Below are 25,768 nucleotides of genomic sequence, written 5' to 3' on the forward strand. Positions count from 1 at the left end.
GTTGATGGATCTTGCGAAGGTCAAAACCGGCATCACTGTCCCCGAGTTCGGGGTAAGTTAATGGCATGAGCCGTATACGTGGCCCGTATGTACGGTTCTGTGAGAGGGATGAGGCGGTAACGCCTCACCCTACTCGCTGCCTGTCGGGCCACCATCTTTCAATCAGCCCCGGCAGCCACTCAGGGCTTTATCACGGGTATATTGCAGGCCGATGAAATGCGGTGGGGAAGTGATATACTCTGGCGGTAAACGTATTTCAGAGATCCAGCGATGACACGAGCGCAAGACCGTATCCTTGTTCAGGAACACCTGGCCCACCAGGCCGAGCCCAAGCCTTTGAGCGACAGTGAAAAGGCCGACCTCGAGGCGCGCATCAAAGATGCCCTCAAGGCGAAGGATGCCGTGCTGGTTGCGCATTACTACACAGACCCGGACATCCAGCGACTGGCTGAGGAAACCGGCGGCTGTGTGGCAGACTCGCTGGAAATGGCCCGCTTTGGCAATCAGCATCCCGCGTCTACGGTTGTGGTGGCAGGCGTCCGCTTCATGGGCGAGACCGCCAAGATCCTTAACCCGGAAAAGCGTGTGCTTATGCCCACCCTGGAGGCGACCTGCTCGCTGGATGTGGGCTGCCCGGCGGACGAGTTCTCCGAGTTCTGCGACCAGCATCCGGACCGGACCGTGGTGGTCTACGCCAATACTTCGGCGGCCGTGAAGGCGAGGGCAGACTGGGTGGTTACCTCCAGCTGTGCCCAGGCTATTGTTGAGCACCTGGATGCCCGGGGCGAGAAAATCCTGTGGGCGCCAGACAAACACCTTGGCCACTACGTGCAGAAGACTACGGGCGCCGATGTGCTGCTGTGGGACGGCTCCTGCATTGTGCACGAGGAATTCAAGTTCCGCGGCCTGGAAGACCTCAAGGCCCTGTACCCGGATGCCGCCGTGCTGGTGCACCCGGAATCACCGGATGCCGTGGTGCAGATGGCGGATGTGGTGGGTTCAACGTCCCAGCTGATTCACGCGGTGCAGACCCTGCCGAATGAAGAGTTCATTGTCGCCACCGACAACGGTATCTTCTACAAGATGCAGCAGCTGGCGCCGAACAAGACTTTGATTGAAGCTCCGACTGCCGGAAACGGTGCTACCTGCCGCAGCTGTGCCCATTGCCCCTGGATGGCCATGAACGGGCTCGAGAACCTGCTGCATGTCCTGGAAACCGGTGACCAGGAAGTGCTGGTAGACGATGCATTGCGTGAGGATGCCTTGCGCCCCCTGCGCCGTATGCTGGACTTTACTGCCAATATGAACCTGAAGGCCGCAGGCAACGCCTGATTTCAGCCTTGCCCGTCCTTACTGGCGGGCCTCCTGAAGGCGGCTGGCAATTTCGCCCAGACGCTGGTTGATCACCTGCCGTTCGGTAGACCCGGCCGGCAGCAGTTCCTGGGCCTGGCGCAACTGGCGCTGGGCCGCACGCCAGTCTCCCATCAATACCTCATACTCTGCCCGTGCCCGATGCACGCCCACAATATTGCGGGCCATACCTTCCGCTTCTGCCAGTCGCAGCCAGACCTGTTCCTGGTGCGGATATTGTCGGCTCATATCCCTGAGTACAGACGCTGCTGCAGAGCCGTTACCGTCACCGATTTCGGCGCTGGCCAGCATCATGCTGATCGGGTAGTTGCCCGGATTGCGTGACAGCGCACCCTGCAACAGGTTTCTGGCCTCGGCAAAGCGCTGCTGGCTGATTTGTGTTTCGGCCAGGGAGACCTGAAACGTGATGCGCCCCGGATTGTCTTCCAGCAGCTCCCTCAGGATGTTTTCTGCCTTCTGGTACTGCCTGGCTTCGTGATAGGCCACGGCCAGGCCATAGCGGATAGCATCGTTGCGCTGGGCGTCGTCCCGGTTCAGGTAGGCCTCGAAGGTTTCGATCGCAATCTCCGGGGATTGGGCGTAGTGCACCTGCAGCCGGCTGCGCACAAGGTGGTATTCCTGGCCATCCCGCACTCGTTCGTCAGGGTATTGCTCGGCCCGGTTGCGGGTGTCGGCTACCCGGCTCTGGGTGAGCGGGTGCGTGGAAAGGTATTCCGGCAGCCGGTTACCTTGCAGACGGTTCTGGCGCATCATGATCTCGAACATTTCCGGCATGCCCCGCGGATCCATGCCGGCGCTGGCCAGGATGTCCAGGCCCACACGGTCAGCTTCCTGTTCGTGGGATCGGCTGTAGGCCAGCATGTTCTGCATGGAGATGGCCTGGGTGCCGGCAATGGCGGCGATGCCGATGTCTGACTGGGTCACTGCCGATAACACAATGCCGGCAATCATGCCGGCGAGGGTCAGCGGTGCGCTGGTTTCCTGCTGCTGCATGCGCCGGGCAAAGTGACGCTGGCTCAGGTGCGCCAGTTCGTGGGCGAGTACCGAAGCAAACTGCTGCTCGGTGGCGGCGTTCAAAAACAGGCCGCCATTCACGCCAACGATACCGCCGGGCACGGCAAAGGCGTTCAGGGCAGGGCTGTCGATCAGTACCAGGCTGAGATTGCGATCATCCAGCGGAGCCGAGGGCACCAGCCGGTAAATCATTGAACTGAGATAGTCGTAAACCAGCGGGTCCTGGATCTGCGGGGCCGAGCGCCGGATGGAGGTCATCACCTGCTGGCCGATGTCGGCCTCCTGCTGGCCGGAAATCAGGCCACCGCTGCCGCCAATGCTGGGCAGTGTGGAGTTGTCGGCGGTCAGCGCAGCCGGTGTGGCCAGCAGGCTGGCGGCCAGGGTCAGGGCCAGGCTTGAACGCGATCTGCTTCGGCGATTTTTGGAGTGCGTCATGGATTCCGATACTGCCCCGGTTTCAGATGGCCGTTAGACCAGTGGTGCCCTTCGAAGTTCTGGTTTGGATTACCAACTCTTGAGGTGCAATAGGGTAACACCACCGGCATAATGCGTGCCTGAATACTGACTGAATGTTAATGGTAACTTTTTCTTATGGCTGACCGAAGTCTGGACGCAAGCGGCCTGCGCTGCCCGATGCCGTTACTGAAGACCAAGCTTGAGCTCAACAGCATGTCGCCGGGTGAGCAGCTGGAAGTGCTGGCTACCGATGCCGGCTCTAACCGGGACATTCCCGCCTATGTTGCCATGTCGCCCCACCGGCTTGTCAGCCAATCGGAGAGTAATGGCGTCTATCGTTTCATGATAGAGTGCGGCGGTTAATTTCCGGAGATTTTCATGGTCAGAATTTTACGGGGCCTGGCCCACAAGTATTTCTCGGACGAAGAAGCGGTCATCCTTTTTTTGCTGCTGGTGACAGGAACAATTTTCGTCATCTGGTTCGGTGCCATGCTGGCGCCGGCCATTGCATCACTGATCGTCGCTTTTATCCTGCAAGGGCTGGTGTCCAAGCTGAATCGCATGGGGGTTCCCCAGACGGTTGCGGTTATTTCGGTGTTCCTGATGTTTATGGGTGTGCTGATCGGGTTTATCTTCGGCCTGCTGCCGCTTATCTGGACGCAGGTGAGCACCCTGGCCGGCGAAGCGCCCCGGATTATCCGCGAGCTGCAGTCGTATCTTTCACTGTTGCCGCAGGAATATCCCCATCTGGTCTCCGAAGAGGCGGTGAACCTGATCTACGCGGAAATCTCTGCGGAAGTAGGGCACGCAACCCAGTGGCTGGTGTCTTTCTCGCTTTCCAGTATTCCGGACCTGGTGGCCCTGCTGATTTATATGGTGCTGGTGCCGATCCTGGTGTTTTTCTTCCTGAAAGACCGGGAGCTCATCGTCAATTCCATTGGCCGCCTGCTGCCGCCGCAACGCCCGATGATGGTTCGTATCTGGCACGAAGTTAACCTGCAATGTGCCAACTATGTGCGCGGTAAAGCCGTGGAAATCCTGATCGTTGGCGGGACCACCTACGTGGCGTTCAAGTTGCTGGGCATGCCCTATGCTGCGCTGCTCTCTTTGCTGGTGGGGCTGAGCGTGGTGATTCCCTATATCGGTGCCGCCGTGGTGACCGTGCCGGTCGCCGTGATCGGCTTGTTCGCCTTTGGCTGGAGCAGCCAGTTTATCTGGATCATGGTGGTTTACGGCATTATCCAGGCGTTGGATGGCAACGTGCTTGTTCCGGTACTGTTTTCAGAGGTTAACAACCTGCACCCGGTGGCCATTATCGTGGCGGTACTGTTCTTCGGAGGTATCTGGGGCTTGTGGGGTGTGTTCTTTGCGATTCCGCTGGCAACCATGCTGAAAGCCGTGTTTGCCGCGTGGCCGGTGCAGGAAGACATACCCGCACCGGCACAGGAAACCTGATTCAGAGCGCCTTGACGGCCTCGAGCACTTCGTCAACGTGGCCGGGTACTTTTACGCCCCGCCACTCCTGGCGCAGCACACCTTTCTTGTCGAACAGGAAGGTGCTGCGTTCGATGCCAAGATGCTCCTTGCCATAGAGCTTTTTCAGTTTGATGACGTCAAACAGCTTGCACAGGGTTTCATCTTTGTCTGAGATCAGGTGAAAGGGGAAATCGTATTTCGCCCGAAAGTTCTCGTGAGCCTTCAGGCCATCCCGGGAAACACCAAAGATTTCGGTGTCCAGCTCCGCGAACTGTGACATGCGATCGCGGAAGTCCTGGCCCTCGGTGGTGCAGCCGGGTGTATTGTCTTTCGGGTAGAAATAGATAACGATGTTTTTGCCCTTGAGGTCGGCTGGCCGGATGACCTGTTCACCGGTGGCCGAGGCTTCAAAATCAGGGATGGGTTGGTTCAATGCTACAGATGACATGAGTTCTCCTTGAATTCCCTTGTGTCGTTACGAGCCCAACATTACCATATCGGTTTTATTCGGACGGAGCTTTTATGATTACGGGTAGCCTTGTCGCACTGGTCACGCCCATGCATCCAGACGGTGAGATTCACTGGGAGGATTTGGACAAACTGGTGGACTTTCACATCGAAAACGGCACTCACGGTATTGTTGCTGTGGGTACCACCGGCGAATCCGCAACCCTGGACCCGAAAGAGCATTGTCGGGTTATCGGGCATATCATAAAACGGGTGGCCGGCCGGATTCCTGTGATTGCCGGTACCGGTGGTAATAGTACGCGCGAAGCGATCGAACTGACCACTGAAGCCCATAAACTGGGTGCCGATGCCTGTCTGCTTGTGGTGCCTTACTACAACAAGCCGACCCAGGAAGGCCTGTACCAGCACTTCAAGACCATCGCCGAAGCTGTACCGGGCATGAACCAGATTCTGTACAACGTGCCGGGCCGTACCGCCTGCGACATGTTGAACGAGACCGTTGAACGCCTGGCTGACATTCCCAATATTGTCGGTATTAAAGACGCTACCGGTAACATTCCCCGCGGCAGCGAACTGATCGAGGCTGTTAAAGGCCGCCTGGCGGTTTACTCCGGTGACGACGCCACAGCCGCAGACCTGATGCTGGCCGGCGCCAAGGGTAACGTTTCGGTAACCGCGAACGTGGCTCCGAAAGCCATGTCCCAGCTGTGTGAAGCGGCGGTTGCCGGTGATCAGGGCGAAACCGCTCGCCTTAACGAGCTGCTGATGCCGCTGAACCGCAAGCTGTTCCTGGAAGCCAATCCGATTCCGGTGAAATGGGCCTTGCAGCGCATGGGCATGATTGGTGAAGGCATCCGATTGCCGCTGACACCGCTCAGCGAGAAGTTCCACGGCGAGGTGGAAGACGCCCTCAGAGCCGCTGGTGTTCTCTGAAGCCGTAAGAATCACCCGCTAACCGGAGTTGCCGATGCAGTTTCTTGCACGAGCCCGCAGTAAAACCCCGCAGATGTCCCGGCCAGTGGCCGGGATTCTGCTTGTAACCAGCCTGGCTGGTTGCAGCTTGCTGGAAGACCGTTCCCAGCGCTACGTGGATGCGCCCGAAGGGCAGCCCATTGAAATCCCGGAGAGCGCAGACCAGTCCCGTTTTTCTGAAATCATGCCGGTACGGAGCATCAATACCGATGATTCCCGCCGGATGTATCCGTCGTCGATTCCCAAACCCCCGGACATGACCTCCGAAATTCTCGATCAGAACTATGTGATCGAAGAGCTGGATGGTCGGGCCTGGCTGCTGGTGAACGAAGTGCCGGGCCGGCTGTGGCCTGTGGTCAGCGCCTGGATGAACCAGTCAGGCCTGGGCATGGCCCACGACAGCCCCCAGCTGGGCGTTATGCAGAGTGAGCTGGCCAACTTCAGCAAGCGCAGCCGTGAGCTTCTCGGCCTGGATAACACCCCGGCCGCCGACGAGCCGCGGGTGCTGGTACAGACCCGCCTGGCTCCGGGTATCCGCCGCAAGACCACCGAGATTCGTGTCCGCACGGTTGAACTGGCAGAGAACCCTGAGGGCCTGGTCAGCTGGGATGACGGTGCTGCCGGTTCTGAATCGGCCCTGGAGCGCCAGAAAGCCCTGCTGGGTGAACTGGGCGAGTTCCTGAAAGCCCGTGAAGACAACAAGTCCTTCTCCCGGGCAGCGTCTGGCATGGTAGCCGAGCCTTTGGTGCGACTGTTGTCGGAAGGCGACGTTGCCACTGCGGTGAGGGTAGAGCTGGATTACGGCCGGACCTGGGCTGAGGTAAACCGTTCCCTGACCGAGATCGACGCTGAGGTAATGGATCTTAACCGCAGTGCCGGTTGGTTCCAGGTGGATTTCCGCACCGAAGACGAGCGCTCGCCCGGCTGGTTCTCCTGGTTCAGCAGTAAAGACGAACCCACTCACACCCATACTGTGCGGGTTGAGCAGCAAGACGACGCCGTGTTTGTAACGGCCGAGCAGCAGGACAACTACACGGGTGAGTACAGCGCATCTGACTTGCTCACCCGTTTGTTTGAACAACTGTATTGATCAACGGGGCGGCTGACAGGTCGCCCGCGTTTGGAGACCCCAATGGAAAAGCGTGAAGAACTCTACGCCGGCAAGGCAAAATCCGTATATCGCACTGACGACCCCGAGCGTTTTGTTCTGGTATTCCGGGATGACACCTCGGCCTTTGACGGCGAGAAGAAAGAACAGCTGAACCGCAAAGGCATGGTGAACAACAAGTTCAACGCCTTCATCATGGAGAAGCTGGAAGCAGCCGGTGTACCGACTCACTTCGAGGGCCTGCTGTCGGACACCGAATCGCTGGTCAAGAAGCTGGACATGATTCCGGTGGAGTGTGTGGTTCGCAATATTTCCGCCGGCAGCCTGTGCCGTCGCCTGGGTGTAGAAGAAGGCCAGGAGCTGAATCCGCCTACGTTCGAACTGTTCCTGAAGAACGATGCCCTGCACGATCCGATGGTAAACGAATCCCTGGCGGTCAGCTTCGGCTGGGCCGGCGAGCAGGAACTGGCCAGGATGAAAGAGCTCACCTACAAGGTGAACGACGTACTGAAGGCCCTGTTTGATGACGCCGGCATGCTGCTGGTGGACTACAAGCTGGAATTCGGCCGCAGCGGTGGCGAGATTGTACTGGGTGACGAGTTCAGCCCCGACGGCTGCCGTATCTGGGACAAGGAAACCCGCAAGAAGATGGACAAGGACCGTTTCCGTCAAGGGCTTGGTGATGTCATCGAAACCTATGAGGAAGTTGGTCGCCGTCTTGGCATCAACTTTGACTGAATAAAGCACAACAAGCAGAAAGGTGATGTATGCGTAAGTTGATGATTGCTGTAGGTGGTTCGCTGGTACTGGCGGCCCCGTTGGCCAATGCCGACATTCTGGGCGTGGGCGCAAACGTAAGCTACTGGGATTCCGATTTCTCCGGTGAGGTGGTGAACAAAGGCTCTGCCGTTGATATCGAGAATGATCTCAATATGGACAGCGACAGCAACGCCAACTTCACGGCTTACTTCGAGCATCCGGTGCCGCTGCTGCCGAACGTGCGGGTGAACTACACCAGCATTTCCGAGAGTGGGAGCGGTAAGATTGGTCCCGAAGGCTTTGATGACATCATCAACGCCGACGTTAACTCCGATCTGGATCTCGACCAACTGGACGCCACCTTCTACTACGAAGTGCTGGATAACTGGGTAAACCTGGATCTCGGCCTGACCGCTCGCAAGTTTGATGGTGAGCTGATCGTTCGGGACCAGACCAATACCGCCAACGTCAGTAAAACCACCGTCGATGCCGTGGTACCCATGGGCTACCTGGCCGCCCGCTTCGACCTGCCGTTCACCGGTGTATCTGTGGGCGCTGACGGTAACTTTGTAAGCTACAGCGGCGACTCCCTGCACGATGTGAACGTGTACGGCCAGTTCGAGATTGCCATGCTGCAGCTGCGTGCAGGCTACCGCGAAATGGCGATTGATTACGAAGATGACGACGACAAGCTGGACGTGGAGCTCTCCGGCCCCTTCGCCAGCGTCGGCTTCACCTTCTGAGCGAGCATTAAAAGGCGCCTCCGGGCGCCATTTTTCATGGAGAACAGATCTTGAAAATCCTCGTTACGGGAACCGCCGGTTTTATCGGCTCACACCTGGCCCATCGACTGCTGGATCGCGGTGATGAAGTCATCGGCGTGGACAACGTAAACGACTATTACGATGTGAACCTGAAAGAGGCTCGCCTGGCCCGGCTAACCGGCAAGGTGGGGTTCACCGAAGTGCGCCAGGACGTAGCAGACCGGGCCGCTATGGAAGCCCTGTTCCGGGAACACAAGCCCGAGCGGGTGGTGCACCTGGCCGCCCAGGCCGGCGTACGCTATTCCCTGGAGAACCCCCACGCCTACGTAGAGGCCAACCTGGTTGGCTTTATGAACATCCTGGAAGGCTGCCGCCATAACGACGTGAAGCACCTGGTGTACGCCTCCAGCAGTTCGGTATACGGCGCTAACGAGACCATGCCGTTCTCCGTGCATGACAACGTAGACCACCCCCTGAGCCTGTACGCGGCCTCCAAGAAGGCCAATGAGCTGATGGCTCACACCTACAGCCACCTGTACAACCTGCCCACCACCGGCCTGCGGTTCTTTACCGTATACGGTCCCTGGGGCCGGCCGGATATGGCGCTGTTTATCTTCACCAAGAAGATCCTGGCGGGCGAGCCGATTGATGTGTTCAACCACGGCCATCACAAGCGGGATTTCACCTACATCGACGATATCGTAGAGGGTGTCATCCGTACGCTGGACAACGTCGCCCAGCCCAACGAAGACTGGAGCGGTGCCCAGCCGGACCCGGGTACCAGCAAGGCGCCGTACCGCATCTACAACATCGGCAGCAATAACCCGGTGGAGCTGTCCCGGTTTATCGAGATCATCGAAGAGCGGGTCGGCAAAAAGGCCGAGAAGAACCTGTTGCCCATGCAGCCCGGTGACGTGCCGGCGACCTACGCCAATGTGGATGACCTGATCAATGATGTGGACTACAAGCCGTCTACCACCGTGGAAGAGGGCATAGCCAACTTCGTGGACTGGTACCGGGATTTCTACAAGGTCTGATCGCCACTGCACAGAAAGAAGGCCAGCATCGTTGCTGGCCTTCTTTGTTTATGAGACCTGGTTGGTTAGCGCAAAAGATACCGGTCTGCCGGTGACCGGGCAGTGGAAGGCCAGTTCAACTGCGGTCAGTTGCAGCCCGGCAGAATCTGCTGTTCCGTAAAGCCTGTCTCCGACAATCGGGTGATCAATACCGGACAGGTGTCGCCGTATCTGGTGTTTCCGGCCAGTTTCGATGCGGACTTCCAACTCGGTGGTATCGGAATCTGCATCATAGCTGAGGGTAGTCACGCGACTGACCGAGGCTTTGCCGTCCAGGGGCGTGTCGATCCGCAGGTCGTCTGCAACCAGGTTGCCGGTTACCCGGGCCCGGTAGATCTTGGTCATGGTTCGTCCGGAGAAAAGTTGGGACAGCGCTGCCGCGGCTTTACCATCGTGGGCGATCAACATGATGCCCGCGGCATCCCCGTCCAGCCGGTGCACCAGAAAACAGGGTTTGTTCAGTTCGGTTTCAGCCAGACGCAGCAAGCAGCAGTGGTCGCCCCACTGCGAACCCTGGGACAGCAACCCGTGCGGCTTGAACCAGACAGTGTAACGGCCTTTGTTCTCCAGCAATTCGGGTTCTTCCGGTTGGCGCGCCAGAACCTGGTCATCATAGAACAGCTGGATACGAGTGCCCGGTTTCAGCTCCCGCTTGGCCTTCCGCAACCGCACCTGCTTGCCTTTCTGGGTCCACCAGCAGGCGCCCTTGGCCATGGCATCCTTGATGCGCTGCTTGGGCAGGCCGGATGCTTCCGCCAGCGCATCTACCGCAAGCCGGGAGCTTTCAACAGTCAGGTCGATGGTCTGGCGCATGGTGGCTGGAGTACTCCGGTTTCAGGTAAGCAGGCCGGGCATTATAGCGGAAACGGCTACGGGAGCGCGCCTTTACCGGCTGTGCTACTGTTCGTAAAGGCCGATATTCAAGGAGACCGTATTATGCCGCTCATTGGCTGGCTATTTCTTTTCGCTGCATTCGCATTGGTTGTCGGCAGCCTGCTGTTTTTGCGTGATAGCGCCAATATGAAGATTCCCAAGGAAAAGCTGGAGAAGATTCGGGAGCGTAAGGCGGAGCAGGAGAAGGCAGACGAGGAGGAAAGGGATCGCTGGTGATTATTGCCCCGGGGCTTGCCTGTCGGTGTGGCGTTGCGCACCGGTGTAGTGCAGGCCTTTTAAATTCTGGCAAAGCGACAATGGAAAATGCATTAAAAACAATGCATTGAAAAACCTGAACAATTGGCCAGCTTTTTGCTCCATCTGAAGTTGTTACCCGCTTAGGGCGGTGCAACACAACTTCAGAATGGTTCAGGAGAACGATGCATGAGCATGAAACGCAGTCTGGCAGCGGCCATTGCCCTGACTTTATCTTCTTCCGTAATGGCAGAAGACCCGATGAAAATCGGATTTGTCTACGTTGGCCCCATCGGGGATCACGGCTGGAGTTACCAGCACGATCTGGGCCGCAAAGCCGTTGAGGCGCACTTCGGTGACCAGGTTCAAACCACCTATGTGGAAAACGTGGCCGAAGGTGCCGACGCCGAGCGCACCATCCGCATGCTGGCCCAGGCCGGCAACGACGTTATCTTCACCACGTCGTTCGGTTTTATGAACCCCACCATCCGGGTTGCCGAACAGTTCCCTGATATCACCTTCATGCATGCCACCGGCTATAAGCAGGCGGATAACGTGGGTACCTATCTGTCCAAGACCTACGAGGGGCGTTATGTAACGGGAGTGGCGGCCGGGTTGGTGACCGAGTCGAATGTGCTGGGTTACATTGCCTCGTTCCCGATTCCGGAAGTCATTCGCGATATCAACGCGGTGTATCTGGGGGCTAAGTCGGTGAACCCCGATATCGAGATCAAGGTGGTGTGGGCCAACACCTGGTTTGATCCGGCCAAAGAGGCCGATGCTGCCAACGCCATGATGGATCAGGGGGCCGATGTGGTGATTCAGCACACCGACAGCCCTGCGCCTCTGATGTCCGCCTTGCGCCGGGGTAACTGGGGTGTCGGGCAGGCATCTGATATGCGGGAGTTTGGCAAGGAGGCCCACCTGTTATCCGTCGCCAATAACTGGGGGCCTTATTACGTTGAGCAGGTTCAGAAGGTCATGGATGACAGCTGGGTGCCAGAGGATCACTGGGGTGGCATTGACGAGGATATGATCCAGATTATCGGCCTGAGCGACCGCCTGAGCGAGGAGCAGTCGGCGGCCGTGAACCAGGTGATTGAGGCTATTGGTGCCGGTGAGTTGCATCCGTTTACCGGTCCTTTGAAAGACCAGGCCGGCGAGCTGAAAGTGGCAGACGGGGTGACCATGACCGAGCAGGAACTGGCGGGTATGAACTGGTTCGTGGAAGGCGTCGGGGCAACACTGCCGCAGTAACGATTCTGATCAGACACTGACAAAAGAGCCCCGATCAATGGGGCTCTTTATTGGCTGACTGGCGGGTGTGTTTCAGAACGCAGGGTCGGAACCGCGCGTGGCCCAGCCGGTCATCCGTCGCTCGACCAGTGCGAAGAGTTCGTACATCACCACGCCCATGACGCCGATCACCACCAGGCCTGCAAACACCAGCCCCATATCCATCGTCGAGCTTGCCGACAGCATCAGGTACCCGATGCCAACGTTGGACGCTACGGTTTCAGAGATGACCGAACCGACAAAGGCCAGAGTGATAGCAACCTTGAGTGAAGCGAAGAAGTATGGCATGGAGCGGGGCAGGGCGACTTTCTTCAGGATATCGATGCGGCTGGCGCCGAGCGAACGCATAACGTCCTGCAGCTCTGGCTCCAGCGTCGCCAGGCCGGTGGCCATATTCACCACCACCGGGAAGAACGAGATCAGAAATGCGGTGAGTATGGCGGGCACTGTGCCAATGCCAAACCAGACTACCAGCACTGGCACGAAAGCCACTTTCGGGATGCTGTTGAAGCCCACCATCAACGGATAGACGGCCTTGTAGATTACCGGTGAGGAACCCACCAGCATGCCCAGAACCAGCCCGAATACCACGGCAAGGGCGAATCCGACAACGGTGGTGAACAGTGTCTGGGTGGCATGCTCAATGATTTGTGGCCGGTATTCCAGCCAGGAGCGCCAGATATCGGTGGGGGCGGGAAACAGGTAGTCAGGAATCTGGAAAGCAAAGCAAAGCAGCTCCCAGAACAGCCCCAGAAACAGGAGCAATAGCCAGGGCGAGGCTTTCATCAACAGGCGTTTGCGCTGAGCCAGGGTCATCAGGATCCCTCCCGGATTCGGCCAATGTGGTCACGTAATTCGAACACCAGGTCGGCAAAGGGATCGGTGTAGGTGACGGAAAGCTCTCTGGGCCGGGGCAGGTTTACCGGCTTGCGAACCAGTATCCGGCCCGGGCCCTTGCTCATGACGTATACGGTATCGGCCAGAAAAACCGCTTCGCGAAGGTCGTGGGTTACCAGAACCACGGTAAAGGGCTCTTCCTGCCATAAATCCCGGACCATGCACCAGAGTTCCTCACGGGTGAAGGCATCCAGTGCGCCAAACGGTTCGTCCAGCATCAGCAGGGAGGGGCGGTGGATCAGTGCGCGGCAGATTGACGCCCGCTGCTGCATGCCGCCGGACAGCTCCCAGGGATATTTGTGTTCGCAGCCGGCAAGGCCAACCCGCTTGAGCAGGGCGCGCCCCAGTTCTTCGAACTGTGTTTTTTCCCGGCGGAACTTGTGGCGGTACTCCGCCACTATCTCAAGTGGCAGCAGCACGTTTTCAAGGGTCGTGCGCCACGGCAGCAGGTTGGAGGCCTGGAACGCCATGCCAACACCCTTCTGCGGGCCCGCCACTTGCTTGCCCCCCAGATAGACATAGCCATCGCTCGGTGGCGCAAGCCCGGTGACCAGCTTCATCAGGGTGGACTTGCCACAGCCCGAAGGGCCCACCACCGCCACAAACTCATTTTCTTTCACGCTCAGGGAGATGTTTTCGATCGCCAGCGGGCCATCCTCTCCGTAACGCATGCTTACATTCTCAAACTCGACAAGGTTCATCTGGTACTCCGGTAGGCCAGGGAGCCCGGGTGCGCGGTACCCGGGCACAGGTGCGTCAATCGATCGAGCGCTCTGCCTGTGATGGCAGGTAGCTGCTGTCGAACAACTGCGTGAGTTGGTCTGACGGTTCCAGGTTATAGGAGGCCACCATGTCCGCCACGGCCCGCTCCATGCGCGCTTCGGTGATGGCGCCCAGACCTTCCGCGCGGGTTTCTTCGGTGATCACGTGGTTGTCCATGGCCAGTTTAAGGCGGCGCAGCTCCAGGTCCTGTTTGATCAGGCCATCCCGTTTTTTTACATAGGTAATCGCGGTTTCAGGATCTTCGATGGTTTCTTTCAGGGCTTTGTTGAAGGCTCTCAGAAACCCTTTGACCGCCTCCGGGTTCTGTTCGAGCAAGGCATCCTGGGCAATGATGGTGTTGCCGTAGAACTCCACTCCGTAATCCGGGTATTTCAGCGCCACGATGTTGTCCGGCGCAACGCCGCGGGCTTCTAGGTTCAGCAGGCTGGTGAAGTAGAAACCGGTAATGGCGTCTACCTCACCCCGGGCCAGCAGGGTTTCCCGGATGGCAGGATCGGCTGATTGCCACTCAACGGAGTCCACGGCCAGGTTGTTATGCCGGGCAAACGACGGCCAGGCTTTGCGGCCGCCATCGAACACGGGGGCGCCCAGAGTCTTGCCTGCCAGGTCTTCGGGTTTTTCAATGCCGGATTCTTTCAGGGCAAACACCGCTGCAGGCATGGTGTTGTAGACCATATAAACGGCGGTTACACCGGTTTCCGGGTTTTTGGAGGTGGTTTCTGTCAGCGCGCTGAAGTCGGCAAAGCCCATGTCGTAGGCGTTGGTGGCTACGCGGGTAACCGCACCTGCCGAGCCATTGCCGGCATCAATGGTGACGTTGAGCCCCTCACTCTTGAAATAGCCCTTATCGAGAGCCATCAGGAAAGGCGCAGAGGGCCCTTCAAAACGCCAGTCCAGGGTAAACCGAATGTTGGTGTCAGCCTGGGCTAAGGTGCTCGCGGCCAAGGCGCCTGCCAGAGTGACGGCTTTTGACAGCCCCCTGAACAGGCCGGGCTTTTGCTGTTTTGCTTTCATGGAGGTGTTCCTCGCTGTGTTTGGAATAGAGGTTTTGCGTACTCACAGGGAAAGTGCAATTGCCGTACCAGAGTCCCGGAACACCGGCCCGAGTGGCGTAAAACCTGACCACATGGTCTATTTTGTTGGCTTCCGGGCTCCACCGGGTGTTAAGAGAGTGCCCTGAAATGGCGCTCCGGCCTGGCCCTGTGGACCAAACCGGTGCCGCCAGGGCGTTATTGGCCAGCGTTATCCAGCCAGCCCCCCAGTGCGGTGCGTTCCTGCTCGGTCATGCCGCTGGCATTGCCCAGGGGCATGTAATGGGTGCGGACGGCTGCTTGCTGCACCCGGGCGGAATGGGCCAGCAGGTCAGTCAGCTGTTCCAGTACGATGCCGGCAGGCGGTGCCTGAAAGCCCGGATGCGCCGGCTCCCGGGCATGGCAGGCGGTACAGTGCTGGCGGAGCAGACCGGAAACCTCGGTATCGGTAGCCACAACGCGTTCAACAGCGGCGTCAGAATTGCGGTTGTCAGGGGCGAGGGCCCATACCAGAGCCAGGGTCAGCAAGGCAGAAAGCACCAGTATTCCGGGCTTATGGATGCCCCGGTGTTTCAGGTTGAAATAGTGACGGGCAAAGGCGGTGATAAAACCGATGGCCGCCAGAATGGCCCAGCCTTCGGGGTGGCCATACAACATGGGGTAGTGGTTGCTGATCATGATGAACAGCACCGGCAGGGTCAGGTAATTGTTGTGAGTGGAACGCAGCTTGGCGAGGCCTGCCAGCCGGGCAACCTCCGGCCCCGGTGTTTTGCCCTCGCGAACCGCGCTCACCAGGGCGCGCTGTGAGGGCATGATGCCCAGAAACACGTTGGCTACCATCAGGGTGCCGATCATCGCTCCGATATGAATGAACGCGCCCCGGCCACTGAAGATCTGGAACAGGCCCCAGGCAGCAAACACCAGGAGTGCGTAGAGCAGGGCGCCGAACAGCTTGCCATTGCCGGCCAGCGGGCTGCGGATCATCAGCTCATAAATGCCAAGCATCGCGGCGATACTGGCCAGCCCGAGGGCGGCGCCGGTGCCGGCGCCGAGACCGGCTTTGGCCGGGTCCAGCAGGTAGCCGGGGCTGCCTAGATAGTAAACCAACAGCAGCAGGGCCATGCCGCTGAGCCAGGTGCTGTAGGCTTCCCATTTGAACCAGTGCAGTTCCCTGGGCATCTGCTCCGGGCCCAGGTGGTATTTGGCCACTTCGTAAAAGCCACCGCCGTGTATGGCCCAAAGGTCACCCTTGATGCCCCTGGCTTGCTTCCATTCCGGCGGCTCGCGCAGGTGGTTGTCCAGCCAGATAAAATAGAAAGATGCGCCAATCCAGGCGACGCCGGCAATCACATGAAACCAGCGAATAATCAGCCCAAGCCATTCGGTGAGATACGCCTCCATAGGGTCAGGCTCCTGTTGCCGTCAAAGAAAGGGGGGCAGGTTGTTCGTCTGCGTCAGGGCGCTGCCAGAGAAGCTGGCCGGCGACGGCAGTTGCGGCAATGGCCCGGTCATCGCCCAGAATCATCAGGTCAAAGAGCAATTCCTGCAGACTTTGGCCGGCACGGTGTTTCATCGCCGTGATGGGTGCGCCAAGCGGGTCCAGAACCACAAAATCGGCCTGGTTACCGGGGCGGAAATTACCGGTCTGGTCTTCCTGCTGCAGAACCCTGGCATTGCCCAATGTGGCCAGATAGAAGGCCAGCCAGGGTGTCAGTGTCTGGCCCCTGAGCCGGCACACCTTGTAGGCCTCTGCCATGGTGGCCAGCATGGACAGGCTGGTGCCGCCGCCGACGTCTGACGCCAGCCCGACCTGGACACCGGCAGCGCGGGCGGCGCCCAGATCGAACAGGCCGCTGCCCAGAAAGGTGTTAGAGGTGGGGCAGAAAGCGATAGACGCGCCGGTTTGCGCCAGCCGGTGGCGGTCCTGGTCGCCAATGTGGATGCCGTGGGCAAGCACCGTATTCCGGCCCAGCAAACCATAGTGGTCGTACACATCCAGGTAGCTGTGGCGCTCCGGGAACAGTTGCCGGGTGAGCTCGATTTCACCGGTATTCTCAGCCCAGTGGGTCTGGATCAGGGCGTCCGGGAATGCCTGTGCCAGTTCACCAGCCAGCTGCAGTTGTGCCGGGCTTGAGGTAATGGCAAATCTGGGGGTGATGGCGTAGCGAAGGCGACCGCGGTTGTGCCAGCGTTTGGCCAGTTCGCAGCTGTCCCGATAACTTTCCCGGGCTGTGTCGGTCAGGTTCGCCGGCGCGTTCCGGTCCATCATGACCTTGCCGGCAGTCAGGGCCATGCCCCGGCTTTGTGCGCCCTCAAACACCGCATTAACCGAGGCCGGGTGCGAGGTGCAGAACACCAGGGCAGAGGTGGTGCCATGGCGCAACAGCAAATCCAGAAACCGGTCGGCTTCGCCCCTGGCCCAGCCGGCCTCACAGAACCTTGCTTCATGAGGGAAGGTATAGGTCTCCAGCCAGTCCAGAAGCTGGGTGCCGTAACTGGCCATCACCGCCAGTTGCGGCATATGCACGTGGGTGTCGATAAAGCCCGGCATAATCAGGCGGTCGGGCCAGTGCCGGATATCGGTTCCGCCGGGCAGGAGTGACATGAGTTCGGGGGCCGGCCCCGTGGCCAGTACCCGGCCCTGGTGAACGATCAGCAGGCCATCAGGGTAGTACTCGTAACTGTCAGGTTCGGGCTGCAGGGCGTTGCCCGGGTCGTCGAGAAAATGGAGGATGTTGCCTCGGTAAGCCTGGCATCCGGCCGGAAACGCAAGTTGTTGTTCCACCCTCATCAGCTCCCCCGGTACGTGGAATAGCCCCACTGGTTCAACAGCAGGGGCACGTGGTAGTGGCTATCGGTATCAGCAATGGTGAAGTCGATAGCCACTTCCGGGTAGAAGCAGTCCAGTTTGCGCTTGTGATACCAGTCGCCGGTGGCAAAGCGCAGCCGGTAATGACCGGAATCGACCGGGCCGGATAGCCATGAGGTGATCCGGCCATCCTGGTCGGTAGCGCCTTCGGCCATGAGTTCGGGGCCGCCTTCGATGATCCGTTCCAGCACAACCAGAACCCCTGCGGCCGGTTTGCCGCTGCCGATATCGAGAACGTGGGTGGTGATCGGGCTCATAGCAGTTTCTCCAGTCGTAATTCGGTAATTTTTGCCTGCTCGTGCGCGGCGTTCTGCAGCTCTTCAGCCCGTGTGTTAGTGAGACGCTGTTCCAGCAAGGCCAGCATCTCCTGGGCAGTTTTGCCGGTGGCGCAGACAATGAAAATGAACCCGAACTTGTCCAGATAAGCCTGGTTGCCGGTGCTCAGTCTTTGCAGGGTGTCTTCATCCGCCTGCCGGGTGCCGGCTTGTTCGTCGCCGGCCAGGGTGCGGGTGCTGGCGTATTTTTTTCGAAGGCTGTCAAGGTTGCCGATTCTGGGATGGGCCTCGAACGCCTGCAGCCAGTCGGCTTCCGTCAACTGCGGCCAGAGTTGCCGGCACGCGGCGTAGAGGCTGTCGCGATCCATGAAAGGGCGGGCGTTAAGCATGCCTTGCACCCAGGTCTCTGCTGCGCAGCAGTTCCGCAGCAGTGGTTCCGCCTCGGCTGCTGGCAGTTGATTGAAATCGCCAAGGTTCATGAAGGGAGGTCTCCGGTTTCTTTTTCGGGCAGCAGGCCTTTGAGTTGTTGCCAGGAAATGCCCCGTTTGGACGCAGGGTTATCGGGCTGTGCTGTCAGGGTGAGCAGTTCAGCCATGATGGAAACTGCTACTTCCATAGGGCGTTTGCCCGGCACGTCGGACCGCCCCACAGGACAGCGGATGCGGGCAATGTCGGTATGCGAAAAGCCGCGATGGGCCAGGCGCTGACGAAAACGTTCGGCCTTGGTGGCAGAGCCGATCAGGCCGATACCGGCGGGGGTACCGGCCGTGAGCAGAGCCCGGCAAAGCTCGAAATCCAGGTGGTGATTGTGGGTGACAATCAACACCTGTTGCTGGTTGCACAGTTCAGGCGCATCGCCGGCGGGGTCATCGGTGTGGTGAATCCGGACATTGGCCGGTGGTCCGGCTGGAAACTGTTCTGGTCGCGGGTCAACCCAGGTAACGCGCCAGGGCAGTTCCGCCAGGATGGTCACCAGGGCCCTGGCCACGTGGCCGGCGCCAAAGACCACCAGTTGTTGCTGGCTGCCCGGATGGGTTTCCAGAAGCACCGACACACTGCCGCCGCAGCACTGGCCAAGGCTTGCGCCCAGGGGAAAATGCGCCAGTTCGCTCTGGTAAAGCCCCTTGGCCAGACGCTCCCGGGCCTGCTGGCAGATGCGGTGCTCCAGATGGCCGCCGCCAATGGTGTCGTAACAGTGTTCACCGGTGATCACCATTTTGGTGGCGGGCTCCCGCGGTACCGAGCCGGTCACACCCAGCACGGTCACCAGGGCATAGGGCTCACCACGCTGCTCACAGAGGGCGACCGCCTGGTGCCAGTTAAGGGGCGTTGCCATCATTGTCCGTTCTCCTGTTGGTTTACCCAGCGCCGGGTTTCGGTAACGGCATTCAGTACACGTTCCGGTGTGGCCGGCGTGTCCAGTGGCGGGCTGAAGCGGTAGTCGCTGAGGCTGGATACCGCGTCGCGAAGCGCGCTCCACACTGAAATGCCAAGCATGAACGGGGGTTCGCCCACGGCTTTGGAGTGGAATACCGTGGCTTCGTGGTTGGGGCTGTCTTTCAGTAACGCTACCCGCAGGTCTGGCGGGCAATCGGAAACGGCGGGAATTTTGTAGGTGGCTGGGCCGGTGGTCAGTAACCGGCCTTCGGCGCTGTACACCAGCTCTTCCGTGGTGAGCCAGCCCATGCCCTGAATGAAGCCGCCTTCAATCTGACCCATGTCGATGGCCGGGTTCAGGGAGCGCCCGGCATCGTGCAGAATGTCGGTACGCAGCACCCGGTATTCACCAGTCAAGGTGTCGACTACGACCTCGGAGCAGGCGGCACTGTTGGTGTAGTACAGAAACGGCCGGCCCTGACCGGCGTCGTGGTCATAGTGGATCTTCGGTGTGGCATAGAAGCCGCTGGAGGACAGGGATATCCGGTGCATGTAGGCGGTCTGGATAAAGTCTTCCCAACTCAGGCAGTGGTCTCCGATATGAACCTGGTTAGCATGGAACCGCACGTGCTCTTCCGGCACATTCCAGTGGGATGAAGCAAAGGCGGTCAGGCCACCCAGTATCTTTTCGCAGGCATCAAGCGCAGCCATGCCATTGAGGTCGGAACCGGAAGAGGCCGCCGTGGGGGAGGTGTTCGGTACCTTATCGGTGCGGGTAGCGGAAACCTTGACCCGCGCCACGTCCACCTGAAAGGCGGTTGCGACCACCTGCGCTACCTTGATGTACAGGCCCTGGCCCATCTCGGTACCACCGTGATTTACCTGAATGCTGCCATCGGTGTAGATGTGCACCAGTGCACCGGCCTGGTTCAGGTGTTTTGCGGTAAAGGAGATGCCGAACTGCACCGGGGTCAGCGCCAGCCCGCGTTTCAGCACCGGGTTGCGGGCATTCAGGGCAATGATTTCCTGGCGCCGCTGGCGGTAAGCGGAGCTGCGTTCCAGTTGTGCGATCAGTTCCGGCAGCACCTGTTGTTCGATGGTCTGGCCATAGTGGCTGACATCGCGGCCGGGGCCGAACAGGTTGAGTTTGCGGATATCCAGGGGGTCTTTGCCCAGATGGCGGGCAATGTCGTCCATGGCCTGTTCGATGATCATCATGCCCTGGGGGCCACCAAAGCCCCGGAACGCGGTGTTCGATACCGTGTGGGTCTTGCACCGGTGGCCAACCACCCGGGCCTGGTCCAGGTAGTAGGCGTTGCAGGCATGGAACATGGCCCGGTCGACAATGGCATCTGAAAGGTCCGGAGAATAACCGCAGCGCCCGGCCACCATGAGGTCCGCGCCTTTGATCAGCCCCGAGTCGTCAAAACCGATGTGGTAGGTGTTGAAGAAATCATGGCGTTTGCCGGTTTGCACCATGTCGTCTGAGCGCGACAAGCGGTATTTGACCGGGCAGCCGGTCACCCGGGCCAGCAGTGCCGCCACGCAGGCCAGCGGTGCTGCCTGGGTTTCCTTGCCACCAAAGCCGCCCCCCATGCGGCGTACTTCGGCCTGCACGCAATGGATGGGCAGGCCCAGCACTTCAGCCACCAGCTTCTGCACCTCACTGGGGTGCTGGCTGGAGGTATGGACGAACATGCCGCCATCTTCGGTGGGCTCCACCAGGCAGGCCTGGCTCTCCAGATAAAAGTGCTCCTGACCGCCGATGTGTTGCTGGCCTTTAAGCTGGTGGCAGGCGCCGGCGATGGCCTGGTCCGGGTCGCCCCGTTGCTGGCGCCGGCCCGGCCGCACAAACAGCTGCTGCTCCAGGGCATCCTGAACGGTGATGACGGCTTCCAGTGGCTGATACTTCACGATGGCTTTGCGGGCCGCTTTGCGAGCCGCCTCGTGACTGGTGGCGGCAACGGCGAACAGGGGTTGGCCAATGTGTTCAACCGTGTCCTGGGCCAGCACCGGATCGCCGGGGAACACCGGGCCGATATCCAGGTGGCCGGGTACATCGGCTGCGGTAATCACGGCGACAACGCCAGGGGACGCATGAACCCGGGACAGGTCCAGCTCCAGAATCCAGGCATGGGCCTGTTCGCTATGGCCCACGGCCGCGTGCAACAGGCCTTCCGGTGCTGGCAGGTCATCGATATACCGGGCCTGGCCACTGGTATGCAGCCAGGCACTGTCGTGTTCGACGCCGGTGCCCACTACGCCCAGAGCGCTGTGGGCCGGGGTGGGGGTATTGAGCGGAAGTTTACGCATAGTCGGTCACCATGAGCGGGGTATCCAGGTGATGCAGGTCGGAGTTTTCGAGTAGTGCCCTGTAAAGCAGATTGCCCGCGACCTGTAACCGGTAAGCGGAAGAAGCCCGCACGTCGGTCAACGGCGAGAAGTCGTCGCTCAGCGCTGTTATAGCCTGCTCAACCGAACGCTGATTCCAGGGTTTGCCCAGCAGCGCGGCTTCTGTAAGGCGTGCGCGGGCAGGGGTTGCGGCCATACCGCCGTAGGCGAGCCGGCAATCCTGAACCACACCGTTCCGAAGGGTCAGCCGGAAAGCTCCGAGCACCGCGGAGATATCGTCATCGAGCCGTTTTGAAACCTTATAGATGAACAGGCGCTGGTTGGGCTCGGGAACGGGGATGTGGATGGAATGGATAAACTCGCCGGGCTGCAGGTCGGTTTGCCGGTAGCCCTTGAAGAACTGTTCTGCCGGGAGTTCCCTGGCCCCCTCCGGGCCTTCCAGTTCCAGGGTGGCATCGAGCGCTATCAAGGCGGGCGGCATATCGCCAATGGGGGAGGCGTTGGCAATGTTGCCGCCGAGGGTGCCCCGGTTGCGCACCTGCAATGAGCCCAGCCGTTCCAGCAGATGGTCAAAGGCCGGCCAGAGCCCGGACAGCTGGCTGTGGAACTGCCGGTAGGGGGTGGCTGCACCGACCACCAGGTGGTTTTCTTCCAGCTGGCAGCCATTCAGTTCCCGCACCCGCTCCAGGCTGATCAGCTTGGGCAGGGTTTTCAGCTGTTGGGTGATCTCCAGCACAAGGTCCGTACCTCCAGCAATCAGCCGGGCATCCGGGTGAGCGCGCAACAGGCGTTTGAGCTGAGGCAGGGTTGCCGGGGCGTAGTATTGATTGCCGTTCCGGGCTTCCAGACTGGTCATCGAGGTGTCGTCAGCTGTAGCGAGCCCATCCGCTTGATCGGCCCTGGCCAGATACCGGGCAGGGTGGTTATCGGACCCTGGTTGCCAGCTTTGCACCAGCGCCTGCCGGCCGGCTTCCATGATCGGCCGGTAGCCGGTACAGCGACACAGGTTTCCGGCCAGGGCCTCCATCAGTTTGTGGTCGTCGGCGTCGCCCGGTGCAGATTCGCTGTGCAGGGCAATCAATGACATGACAATGCCGGGGGTGCAAAAACCGCACTGTGCACCGTGGCAGTCCATCAGGCTCTGCTGAACCGGGTGTGCCGGCTGTTCCCGAAAGGCTTCAATGGTCAGCAGGTGTTTGCCCTGCAGGCTGCCAATCAGGGTGATGCAACTGTTAATGGCTTCATAGCGAATTTGACCGTTATTGTCTGGCGCCCCGGTAATCACGGTGCAGGCGCCGCAATCTCCGGAGCCGCAACCTTCCTTGGTGCCGGTAAGCCGCTTTTTGGTGCGTAGCCACTCCAGAATGCTCTGGTTTGGGTCGGCCTGGTCAATTTTTTCGGCACGGCCGTTGAGAACAAATTCGATCACCTTGGTCTCCGCTTCTGCTGTCTGGAAAGGGGATTCCGGGGCCTTGCACTTATAAGGCGGGCGCCCGGATCAGGTTCTTTTCCAGAGCTTCTGCAAAAAGCTGACCAACTGGTTAGCTCTGCTCAAATCGAGCACCAATTCATTTTTGGCAAGGTTATTGCTCAGCTACCAAATGTTGATTGGTTGGTCAGATTCTTTATGGCCGGACCTGACCCAGACTACGAGGAGACCGGGAATGGCAGTTTCTGCTCAGAGGTTAAAGCTGCAGGGGATCGTGAAAGATTACCCGGGGTGTCGGGCTAACGACGGCGTAGACCTTACTGTGGGCGCCGGCGAGATCCACGCCCTGCTGGGGGAGAATGGCGCGGGCAAAAGCACGCTGATGAAAATCATCTATGGCGTGGTTCAGCCGGATGCCGGTCGTATTGTCTGGAATGGCCACCCGGTGACAGTGGAGAATCCGGCCCGAGCCCGGCAACTGGGCATAGGCATGGTCTTTCAGCACTTCTCTCTGTTTGAAACCCTGACTGTGGCGGAAAACATTGCGCTGGGCCTGCCGGCAGACGAGGTTCGCGACCGGGGCGCACTGGAGCAGCGTATCCGGGAGGTGTCCGAACACTATGGGATGGCCCTGGACCCCCGGCGCTTTGTCAGCACCTTGTCTATGGGGGAGCGGCAACGGGTGGAGATTGTCCGCTGCCTGGTTCAGGAAAGTACCCTGCTGATTCTGGACGAACCCACCTCGGTACTCACCCCCCAGGAAGTGGCCACACTGTTCAAAACGTTGCGCAAACTGGCAAGGGACGGCTGCAGCATTCTGTTTATCAGTCACAAGCTGGAGGAAGTCAGGAGCCTGTGCGATCAGGCCACGGTGTTGCGCCAGGGCCGGGTGAGCGGACATTGCCAGCCGAAAGACTTATCTGCCTCAGACATCGCCCGCCTGATGGTGGGCGACGATACCCCGATTGCAACCCAGGTCAGCGCTGCCGAACCCGGTGACACCCTGCTGCAGGTGCAGGAGCTGAGCTGGCAAACGGATGACCCTTTCGGCACCAGCCTGAAGAACATCGGTTTTTCCTTGCGCGCTGGCGAGATCGTCGGCATTGCCGGGGTGGCCGGAAACGGCCAGGAGGAACTGCTCAAGGTTTTGTCCGGAGAGATCACCCTCAAGGGCGAGGCCATTCGTTTCACCGGCGAGGCGATTGACCGCCTGCCTCCCGGGGCACGGCGAGCCCGGGGGCTGGCTGTGGTGCCCGAGGAGCGGCTGGGCCGGGGTGCAGTGCCGGTGATGTCGCTGGCCGACAATGCGTTGCTGACCGCTGCAGGGCAGGGCCTGGTGCGGAGTGGTGTGATTCGGCGGCAACGGGTTCGGGAGTTTGCCAGAGACGTCATTTCACGCTTTGGCGTGCGCTGCTCTGGCGAGCAAAGCAGCGCCTCGAGCTTATCCGGCGGCAACCTGCAGAAATACATCCTCGGCCGCGAAGCCTGTCAGTCACCAAGGCTTCTGGTGGCCTCCCACCCAACCTGGGGTGTGGATGTGGGCTCGGCGGTGGCTATTCATCAGGCGCTGGTAAAACTGCGCGATGAGGGCGCCGCCATCCTGCTGATATCCGAAGACCTGGATGAGCTCTATCAGCTCTGTCACCGGATGGGCGCCATCTGTAATGGCCGGCTGTCACCATTGGCCCCGGCTTCTGAGTTGAGCATAAATCAACTCGGGCAGTGGATGGCGGGAAACTTCAAGGCGGAGGAGTTTGCTGATGCTGCAGCTTGAGCGCCGCCCTGAAGCCTCTACCACCCTGCGCTGGTTATCGCCTCTGCTGGCCCTGGCCCTGACGGTCGCAACCGGCTTCCTGTTATTCCTCGGCATGGGTAAAGACCCGATCCAGGCCCTGACCTTCTTCTTTATCACGCCGATCAGTGACCTCACCGGACTTGCCGAGCTGGGCCTGAAAACCGCGCCTTTGTTGCTGTGTGCCGCCGGGCTGACGGTCTGCTTCCGGGCCAGAATCTGGAATATCGGTGCCGAGGGCCATTTCCTGATTGGCGCGGTGGCGGCCAGTGCTGTTGCGGTTTCGGTGGGGGAGGCCGGTGGATTCCTGGTTTTGCCGGCGGTTCTGCTGGCGGGCATTGCCGGTGGTATGGCATGGGCGGCGATTGCGGCGTTTCTCAAGACTCACCTGAACTGCAACGAAATCCTCACCACCATCATGCTCAATTACATCGCCCTGAACCTGCTGCTCTATGCGGTGCACGGGCCCCTGAAAGATCCCTACGGGTTTGGCTTTCCCCAGTCGGTGATGTTTGCCGATGCGGCTTTGTTGCCAGCGCTGATTAACGGCACGCGGCTGCACATCGGCCTGGCCTTCGGGTTGCTGGCGGCTGTCGCAGTATGGGTGCTGTTTGCCCGCAGCTTCATCGGCTACCAGTTGAACGTGGTGGGTGAGGATCATCGGGCGGCGGCGTTTGCCGGGTTCAGTGCCAGACGGCTGACCTGGTTTGCGCTGCTGGTTGGTGGCGCAACTGCGGGGCTGGCTGGCGCCGCGGAAGTGACCGGGCCGATCGGACAGCTGGTGCCCCAGGTGTCGCCGGGCTATGGCTACACCGCGATCATTGTGGTGTTTCTGGGCCGGATGCATGCCCTGGGCATTATTGCCGCCAGTGCCTTGCTGGCTCTGACCTTTATTGGCGGCGAGATGTTGCAGATTGCCATGAACATGCCCAAGGCGGTGACCGCCATGTTCCAGGGAATGCTGCTGTTCTACCTGCTCACCTGCGATGCCTTTATTCACTACCGGATTCGTTTTCGCCGGCCTTTACCGGCAGGCCTGTCCCAACCCGCCGCCCCGGCCGGCCAGGAGCTCTGA

At 59.8% G+C, this 25,768-nt stretch carries 25 protein-coding genes; 12 read left to right on the forward strand and 13 right to left on the reverse strand.

Annotated elements, in window-relative coordinates; genetic code table 11:
* Positions 1-270: 270 nt before the first annotated feature.
* On the forward strand, positions 271-1,332 hold the full coding sequence (gene nadA, locus AC13DJ_RS13200) for a quinolinate synthase NadA (protein ID WP_199457925.1): 1,062 nt from the start codon (positions 271-273) through the stop codon (positions 1,330-1,332).
* An 18-nt stretch (positions 1,333-1,350) separates the two neighbouring features.
* Here nadA and AC13DJ_RS13205 read toward each other — a convergent pair whose 3' ends face one another.
* Positions 1,351-2,820, reverse strand: coding sequence for a M48 family metalloprotease (locus tag AC13DJ_RS13205; protein WP_199457926.1), 1,470 nt, complete (start codon positions 2,818-2,820; stop codon positions 1,351-1,353).
* Positions 2,821-2,976: 156 nt separating this feature from the next.
* Between AC13DJ_RS13205 and AC13DJ_RS13210 the strand changes: the two genes are divergently transcribed.
* Positions 2,977-3,204 (forward strand): sulfurtransferase TusA family protein, encoded by a 228-nt coding sequence (locus AC13DJ_RS13210; protein ID WP_022989098.1) that lies wholly within the window; start codon positions 2,977-2,979, stop codon positions 3,202-3,204.
* 15 nt (positions 3,205-3,219) lie between these two features.
* Positions 3,220-4,296, forward strand: a complete 1,077-nt coding sequence (locus AC13DJ_RS13215) for an AI-2E family transporter (RefSeq protein WP_199457927.1) — start codon at positions 3,220-3,222, stop codon at positions 4,294-4,296.
* 1 nt (position 4,297) lies between these two features.
* On the opposite strand, the gene AC13DJ_RS13220 is transcribed toward AC13DJ_RS13215, so the two are convergent.
* A complete protein-coding gene (locus tag AC13DJ_RS13220; protein ID WP_286815749.1) occupies positions 4,298-4,765 on the reverse strand; it encodes a peroxiredoxin in 468 nt (155 codons plus the stop codon).
* Between the two features lie 74 nt (positions 4,766-4,839).
* On the opposite strand from AC13DJ_RS13220, the gene dapA reads away from it, so the two are divergent.
* Genes dapA through AC13DJ_RS13245 form a run of 5 tightly spaced genes read left to right on the forward strand, consistent with a single transcriptional unit; the run spans position 4,840 to position 9,425 of the window.
* The gene (dapA, locus tag AC13DJ_RS13225) at positions 4,840-5,718 is read left to right on the forward strand and encodes a 4-hydroxy-tetrahydrodipicolinate synthase (RefSeq protein WP_058340732.1); all 879 of its coding nucleotides are present in this window, start codon (positions 4,840-4,842) and stop codon (positions 5,716-5,718) included.
* A 34-nt stretch (positions 5,719-5,752) separates the two neighbouring features.
* On the forward strand, positions 5,753-6,847 hold the full coding sequence (bamC, locus tag AC13DJ_RS13230) for an outer membrane protein assembly factor BamC (protein ID WP_058340733.1): 1,095 nt from the start codon (positions 5,753-5,755) through the stop codon (positions 6,845-6,847).
* Between the two features lie 42 nt (positions 6,848-6,889).
* Positions 6,890-7,603, forward strand: a complete 714-nt coding sequence (gene purC / locus AC13DJ_RS13235) for a phosphoribosylaminoimidazolesuccinocarboxamide synthase (RefSeq protein ID WP_058340734.1) — start codon at positions 6,890-6,892, stop codon at positions 7,601-7,603.
* 29 nt (positions 7,604-7,632) lie between these two features.
* Positions 7,633-8,367 carry a TIGR04219 family outer membrane beta-barrel protein gene (locus tag AC13DJ_RS13240; RefSeq protein ID WP_058340735.1) on the forward strand — a complete coding sequence of 245 codons (735 nt, stop codon included), beginning with the start codon at positions 7,633-7,635 and terminating at the stop codon, positions 8,365-8,367.
* Positions 8,368-8,417: 50 nt separating this feature from the next.
* Positions 8,418-9,425 carry an NAD-dependent epimerase gene (locus AC13DJ_RS13245; protein ID WP_058340736.1) on the forward strand — a complete coding sequence of 336 codons (1,008 nt, stop codon included), beginning with the start codon at positions 8,418-8,420 and terminating at the stop codon, positions 9,423-9,425.
* Positions 9,426-9,473: 48 nt separating this feature from the next.
* Here AC13DJ_RS13245 and AC13DJ_RS13250 read toward each other — a convergent pair whose 3' ends face one another.
* Positions 9,474-10,277, reverse strand: a complete 804-nt coding sequence (locus AC13DJ_RS13250; RefSeq protein WP_482933448.1) for an RluA family pseudouridine synthase — start codon at positions 10,275-10,277, stop codon at positions 9,474-9,476.
* A gap of 123 nt (positions 10,278-10,400) precedes the next feature.
* Here AC13DJ_RS13250 and AC13DJ_RS13255 point away from each other — a divergent pair, with 123 nt between their 5' ends.
* The gene (locus tag AC13DJ_RS13255) at positions 10,401-10,574 is read left to right on the forward strand and encodes a DUF2897 family protein (RefSeq protein ID WP_022989089.1); all 174 of its coding nucleotides are present in this window, start codon (positions 10,401-10,403) and stop codon (positions 10,572-10,574) included.
* 207 nt (positions 10,575-10,781) lie between these two features.
* Complete coding sequence (locus AC13DJ_RS13260) at positions 10,782-11,849, forward strand: BMP family ABC transporter substrate-binding protein (RefSeq protein WP_022989088.1); 1,068 nt, start codon at positions 10,782-10,784, stop codon at positions 11,847-11,849.
* A gap of 72 nt (positions 11,850-11,921) precedes the next feature.
* On the opposite strand, the gene AC13DJ_RS13265 is transcribed toward AC13DJ_RS13260, so the two are convergent.
* From AC13DJ_RS13265 to xdhA, 10 genes are all read right to left on the reverse strand, one after another.
* Positions 11,922-12,704 carry an ABC transporter permease gene (locus AC13DJ_RS13265; protein ID WP_022989087.1) on the reverse strand — a complete coding sequence of 261 codons (783 nt, stop codon included), beginning with the start codon at positions 12,702-12,704 and terminating at the stop codon, positions 11,922-11,924.
* On the reverse strand, positions 12,704-13,486 hold the full coding sequence (locus AC13DJ_RS13270) for an ABC transporter ATP-binding protein (protein WP_286894606.1): 783 nt from the start codon (positions 13,484-13,486) through the stop codon (positions 12,704-12,706). The genes AC13DJ_RS13265 and AC13DJ_RS13270 overlap by 1 nt, the downstream gene beginning before the upstream one ends.
* A gap of 55 nt (positions 13,487-13,541) precedes the next feature.
* A complete protein-coding gene (locus AC13DJ_RS13275) occupies positions 13,542-14,582 on the reverse strand; it encodes an ABC transporter substrate-binding protein (RefSeq protein WP_199453912.1) in 1,041 nt (346 codons plus the stop codon).
* 215 nt (positions 14,583-14,797) lie between these two features.
* On the reverse strand, positions 14,798-16,000 hold the full coding sequence (locus AC13DJ_RS13280) for a urate hydroxylase PuuD (protein WP_199457931.1): 1,203 nt from the start codon (positions 15,998-16,000) through the stop codon (positions 14,798-14,800).
* Between the two features lie 4 nt (positions 16,001-16,004).
* The gene (gene guaD / locus AC13DJ_RS13285; RefSeq protein WP_482933449.1) at positions 16,005-17,384 is read right to left on the reverse strand and encodes a guanine deaminase; all 1,380 of its coding nucleotides are present in this window, start codon (positions 17,382-17,384) and stop codon (positions 16,005-16,007) included.
* Positions 17,385-17,389: 5 nt separating this feature from the next.
* A complete protein-coding gene (uraH, locus tag AC13DJ_RS13290) occupies positions 17,390-17,725 on the reverse strand; it encodes a hydroxyisourate hydrolase (protein ID WP_022989082.1) in 336 nt (111 codons plus the stop codon).
* The gene (gene uraD, locus AC13DJ_RS13295; RefSeq protein ID WP_482933450.1) at positions 17,722-18,222 is read right to left on the reverse strand and encodes a 2-oxo-4-hydroxy-4-carboxy-5-ureidoimidazoline decarboxylase; all 501 of its coding nucleotides are present in this window, start codon (positions 18,220-18,222) and stop codon (positions 17,722-17,724) included. Before uraD ends, uraH begins: the two co-directional genes overlap by 4 nt.
* Complete coding sequence (xdhC, locus tag AC13DJ_RS13300; protein WP_482933451.1) at positions 18,219-19,082, reverse strand: xanthine dehydrogenase accessory protein XdhC; 864 nt, start codon at positions 19,080-19,082, stop codon at positions 18,219-18,221. Before xdhC ends, uraD begins: the two co-directional genes overlap by 4 nt.
* Complete coding sequence (xdhB, locus tag AC13DJ_RS13305; protein ID WP_094624142.1) at positions 19,079-21,433, reverse strand: xanthine dehydrogenase molybdopterin binding subunit; 2,355 nt, start codon at positions 21,431-21,433, stop codon at positions 19,079-19,081. The genes xdhC and xdhB overlap by 4 nt, the downstream gene beginning before the upstream one ends.
* Positions 21,426-22,901, reverse strand: coding sequence for a xanthine dehydrogenase small subunit (gene xdhA, locus AC13DJ_RS13310; protein ID WP_094624141.1), 1,476 nt, complete (start codon positions 22,899-22,901; stop codon positions 21,426-21,428). Before xdhA ends, xdhB begins: the two co-directional genes overlap by 8 nt.
* Positions 22,902-23,136: 235 nt before the next feature.
* On the opposite strand from xdhA, the gene AC13DJ_RS13315 reads away from it, so the two are divergent.
* The gene (locus AC13DJ_RS13315) at positions 23,137-24,675 is read left to right on the forward strand and encodes an ABC transporter ATP-binding protein (RefSeq protein ID WP_482933452.1); all 1,539 of its coding nucleotides are present in this window, start codon (positions 23,137-23,139) and stop codon (positions 24,673-24,675) included.
* Entirely contained in the window at positions 24,659-25,768 is a 1,110-nt protein-coding gene (locus AC13DJ_RS13320) for an ABC transporter permease (protein ID WP_227548814.1), read from the forward strand. The genes AC13DJ_RS13315 and AC13DJ_RS13320 overlap by 17 nt, the downstream gene beginning before the upstream one ends.

Source organism: Marinobacter sp. L-46 (genome assembly GCF_056859535.1).

Bases quoted from the DNA above. Each gene is read 5' to 3' on its own strand.
- nadA (WP_199457925.1), top strand. From the start codon at position 271: ATGACACGAGCGCAAGACCGTATCCTTGTTCAGGAACACCTGGCCCAC.
- AC13DJ_RS13205 (WP_199457926.1), bottom strand. From the start codon at position 2,820: ATGACGCACTCCAAAAATCGCCGAAGCAGATCGCGTTCAAGCCTGGCC.
- AC13DJ_RS13210 (WP_022989098.1), top strand. From the start codon at position 2,977: ATGGCTGACCGAAGTCTGGACGCAAGCGGCCTGCGCTGCCCGATGCCG.
- AC13DJ_RS13215 (WP_199457927.1), top strand. From the start codon at position 3,220: ATGGTCAGAATTTTACGGGGCCTGGCCCACAAGTATTTCTCGGACGAA.
- AC13DJ_RS13220 (WP_286815749.1), bottom strand. From the start codon at position 4,765: ATGTCATCTGTAGCATTGAACCAACCCATCCCTGATTTTGAAGCCTCG.
- dapA (WP_058340732.1), top strand. From the start codon at position 4,840: ATGATTACGGGTAGCCTTGTCGCACTGGTCACGCCCATGCATCCAGAC.
- bamC (WP_058340733.1), top strand. From the start codon at position 5,753: ATGCAGTTTCTTGCACGAGCCCGCAGTAAAACCCCGCAGATGTCCCGG.
- purC (WP_058340734.1), top strand. From the start codon at position 6,890: ATGGAAAAGCGTGAAGAACTCTACGCCGGCAAGGCAAAATCCGTATAT.
- AC13DJ_RS13240 (WP_058340735.1), top strand. From the start codon at position 7,633: ATGCGTAAGTTGATGATTGCTGTAGGTGGTTCGCTGGTACTGGCGGCC.
- AC13DJ_RS13250 (WP_482933448.1), bottom strand. From the start codon at position 10,277: ATGCGCCAGACCATCGACCTGACTGTTGAAAGCTCCCGGCTTGCGGTA.
- AC13DJ_RS13255 (WP_022989089.1), top strand. From the start codon at position 10,401: ATGCCGCTCATTGGCTGGCTATTTCTTTTCGCTGCATTCGCATTGGTT.
- AC13DJ_RS13260 (WP_022989088.1), top strand. From the start codon at position 10,782: ATGAGCATGAAACGCAGTCTGGCAGCGGCCATTGCCCTGACTTTATCT.
- AC13DJ_RS13265 (WP_022989087.1), bottom strand. From the start codon at position 12,704: ATGACCCTGGCTCAGCGCAAACGCCTGTTGATGAAAGCCTCGCCCTGG.
- AC13DJ_RS13270 (WP_286894606.1), bottom strand. From the start codon at position 13,486: ATGAACCTTGTCGAGTTTGAGAATGTAAGCATGCGTTACGGAGAGGAT.
- AC13DJ_RS13275 (WP_199453912.1), bottom strand. From the start codon at position 14,582: ATGAAAGCAAAACAGCAAAAGCCCGGCCTGTTCAGGGGGCTGTCAAAA.
- AC13DJ_RS13280 (WP_199457931.1), bottom strand. From the start codon at position 16,000: ATGGAGGCGTATCTCACCGAATGGCTTGGGCTGATTATTCGCTGGTTT.
- uraH (WP_022989082.1), bottom strand. From the start codon at position 17,725: ATGAGCCCGATCACCACCCACGTTCTCGATATCGGCAGCGGCAAACCG.
- uraD (WP_482933450.1), bottom strand. From the start codon at position 18,222: ATGAACCTTGGCGATTTCAATCAACTGCCAGCAGCCGAGGCGGAACCA.
- xdhC (WP_482933451.1), bottom strand. From the start codon at position 19,082: ATGATGGCAACGCCCCTTAACTGGCACCAGGCGGTCGCCCTCTGTGAG.
- xdhB (WP_094624142.1), bottom strand. From the start codon at position 21,433: ATGCGTAAACTTCCGCTCAATACCCCCACCCCGGCCCACAGCGCTCTG.
- AC13DJ_RS13315 (WP_482933452.1), top strand. From the start codon at position 23,137: ATGGCAGTTTCTGCTCAGAGGTTAAAGCTGCAGGGGATCGTGAAAGAT.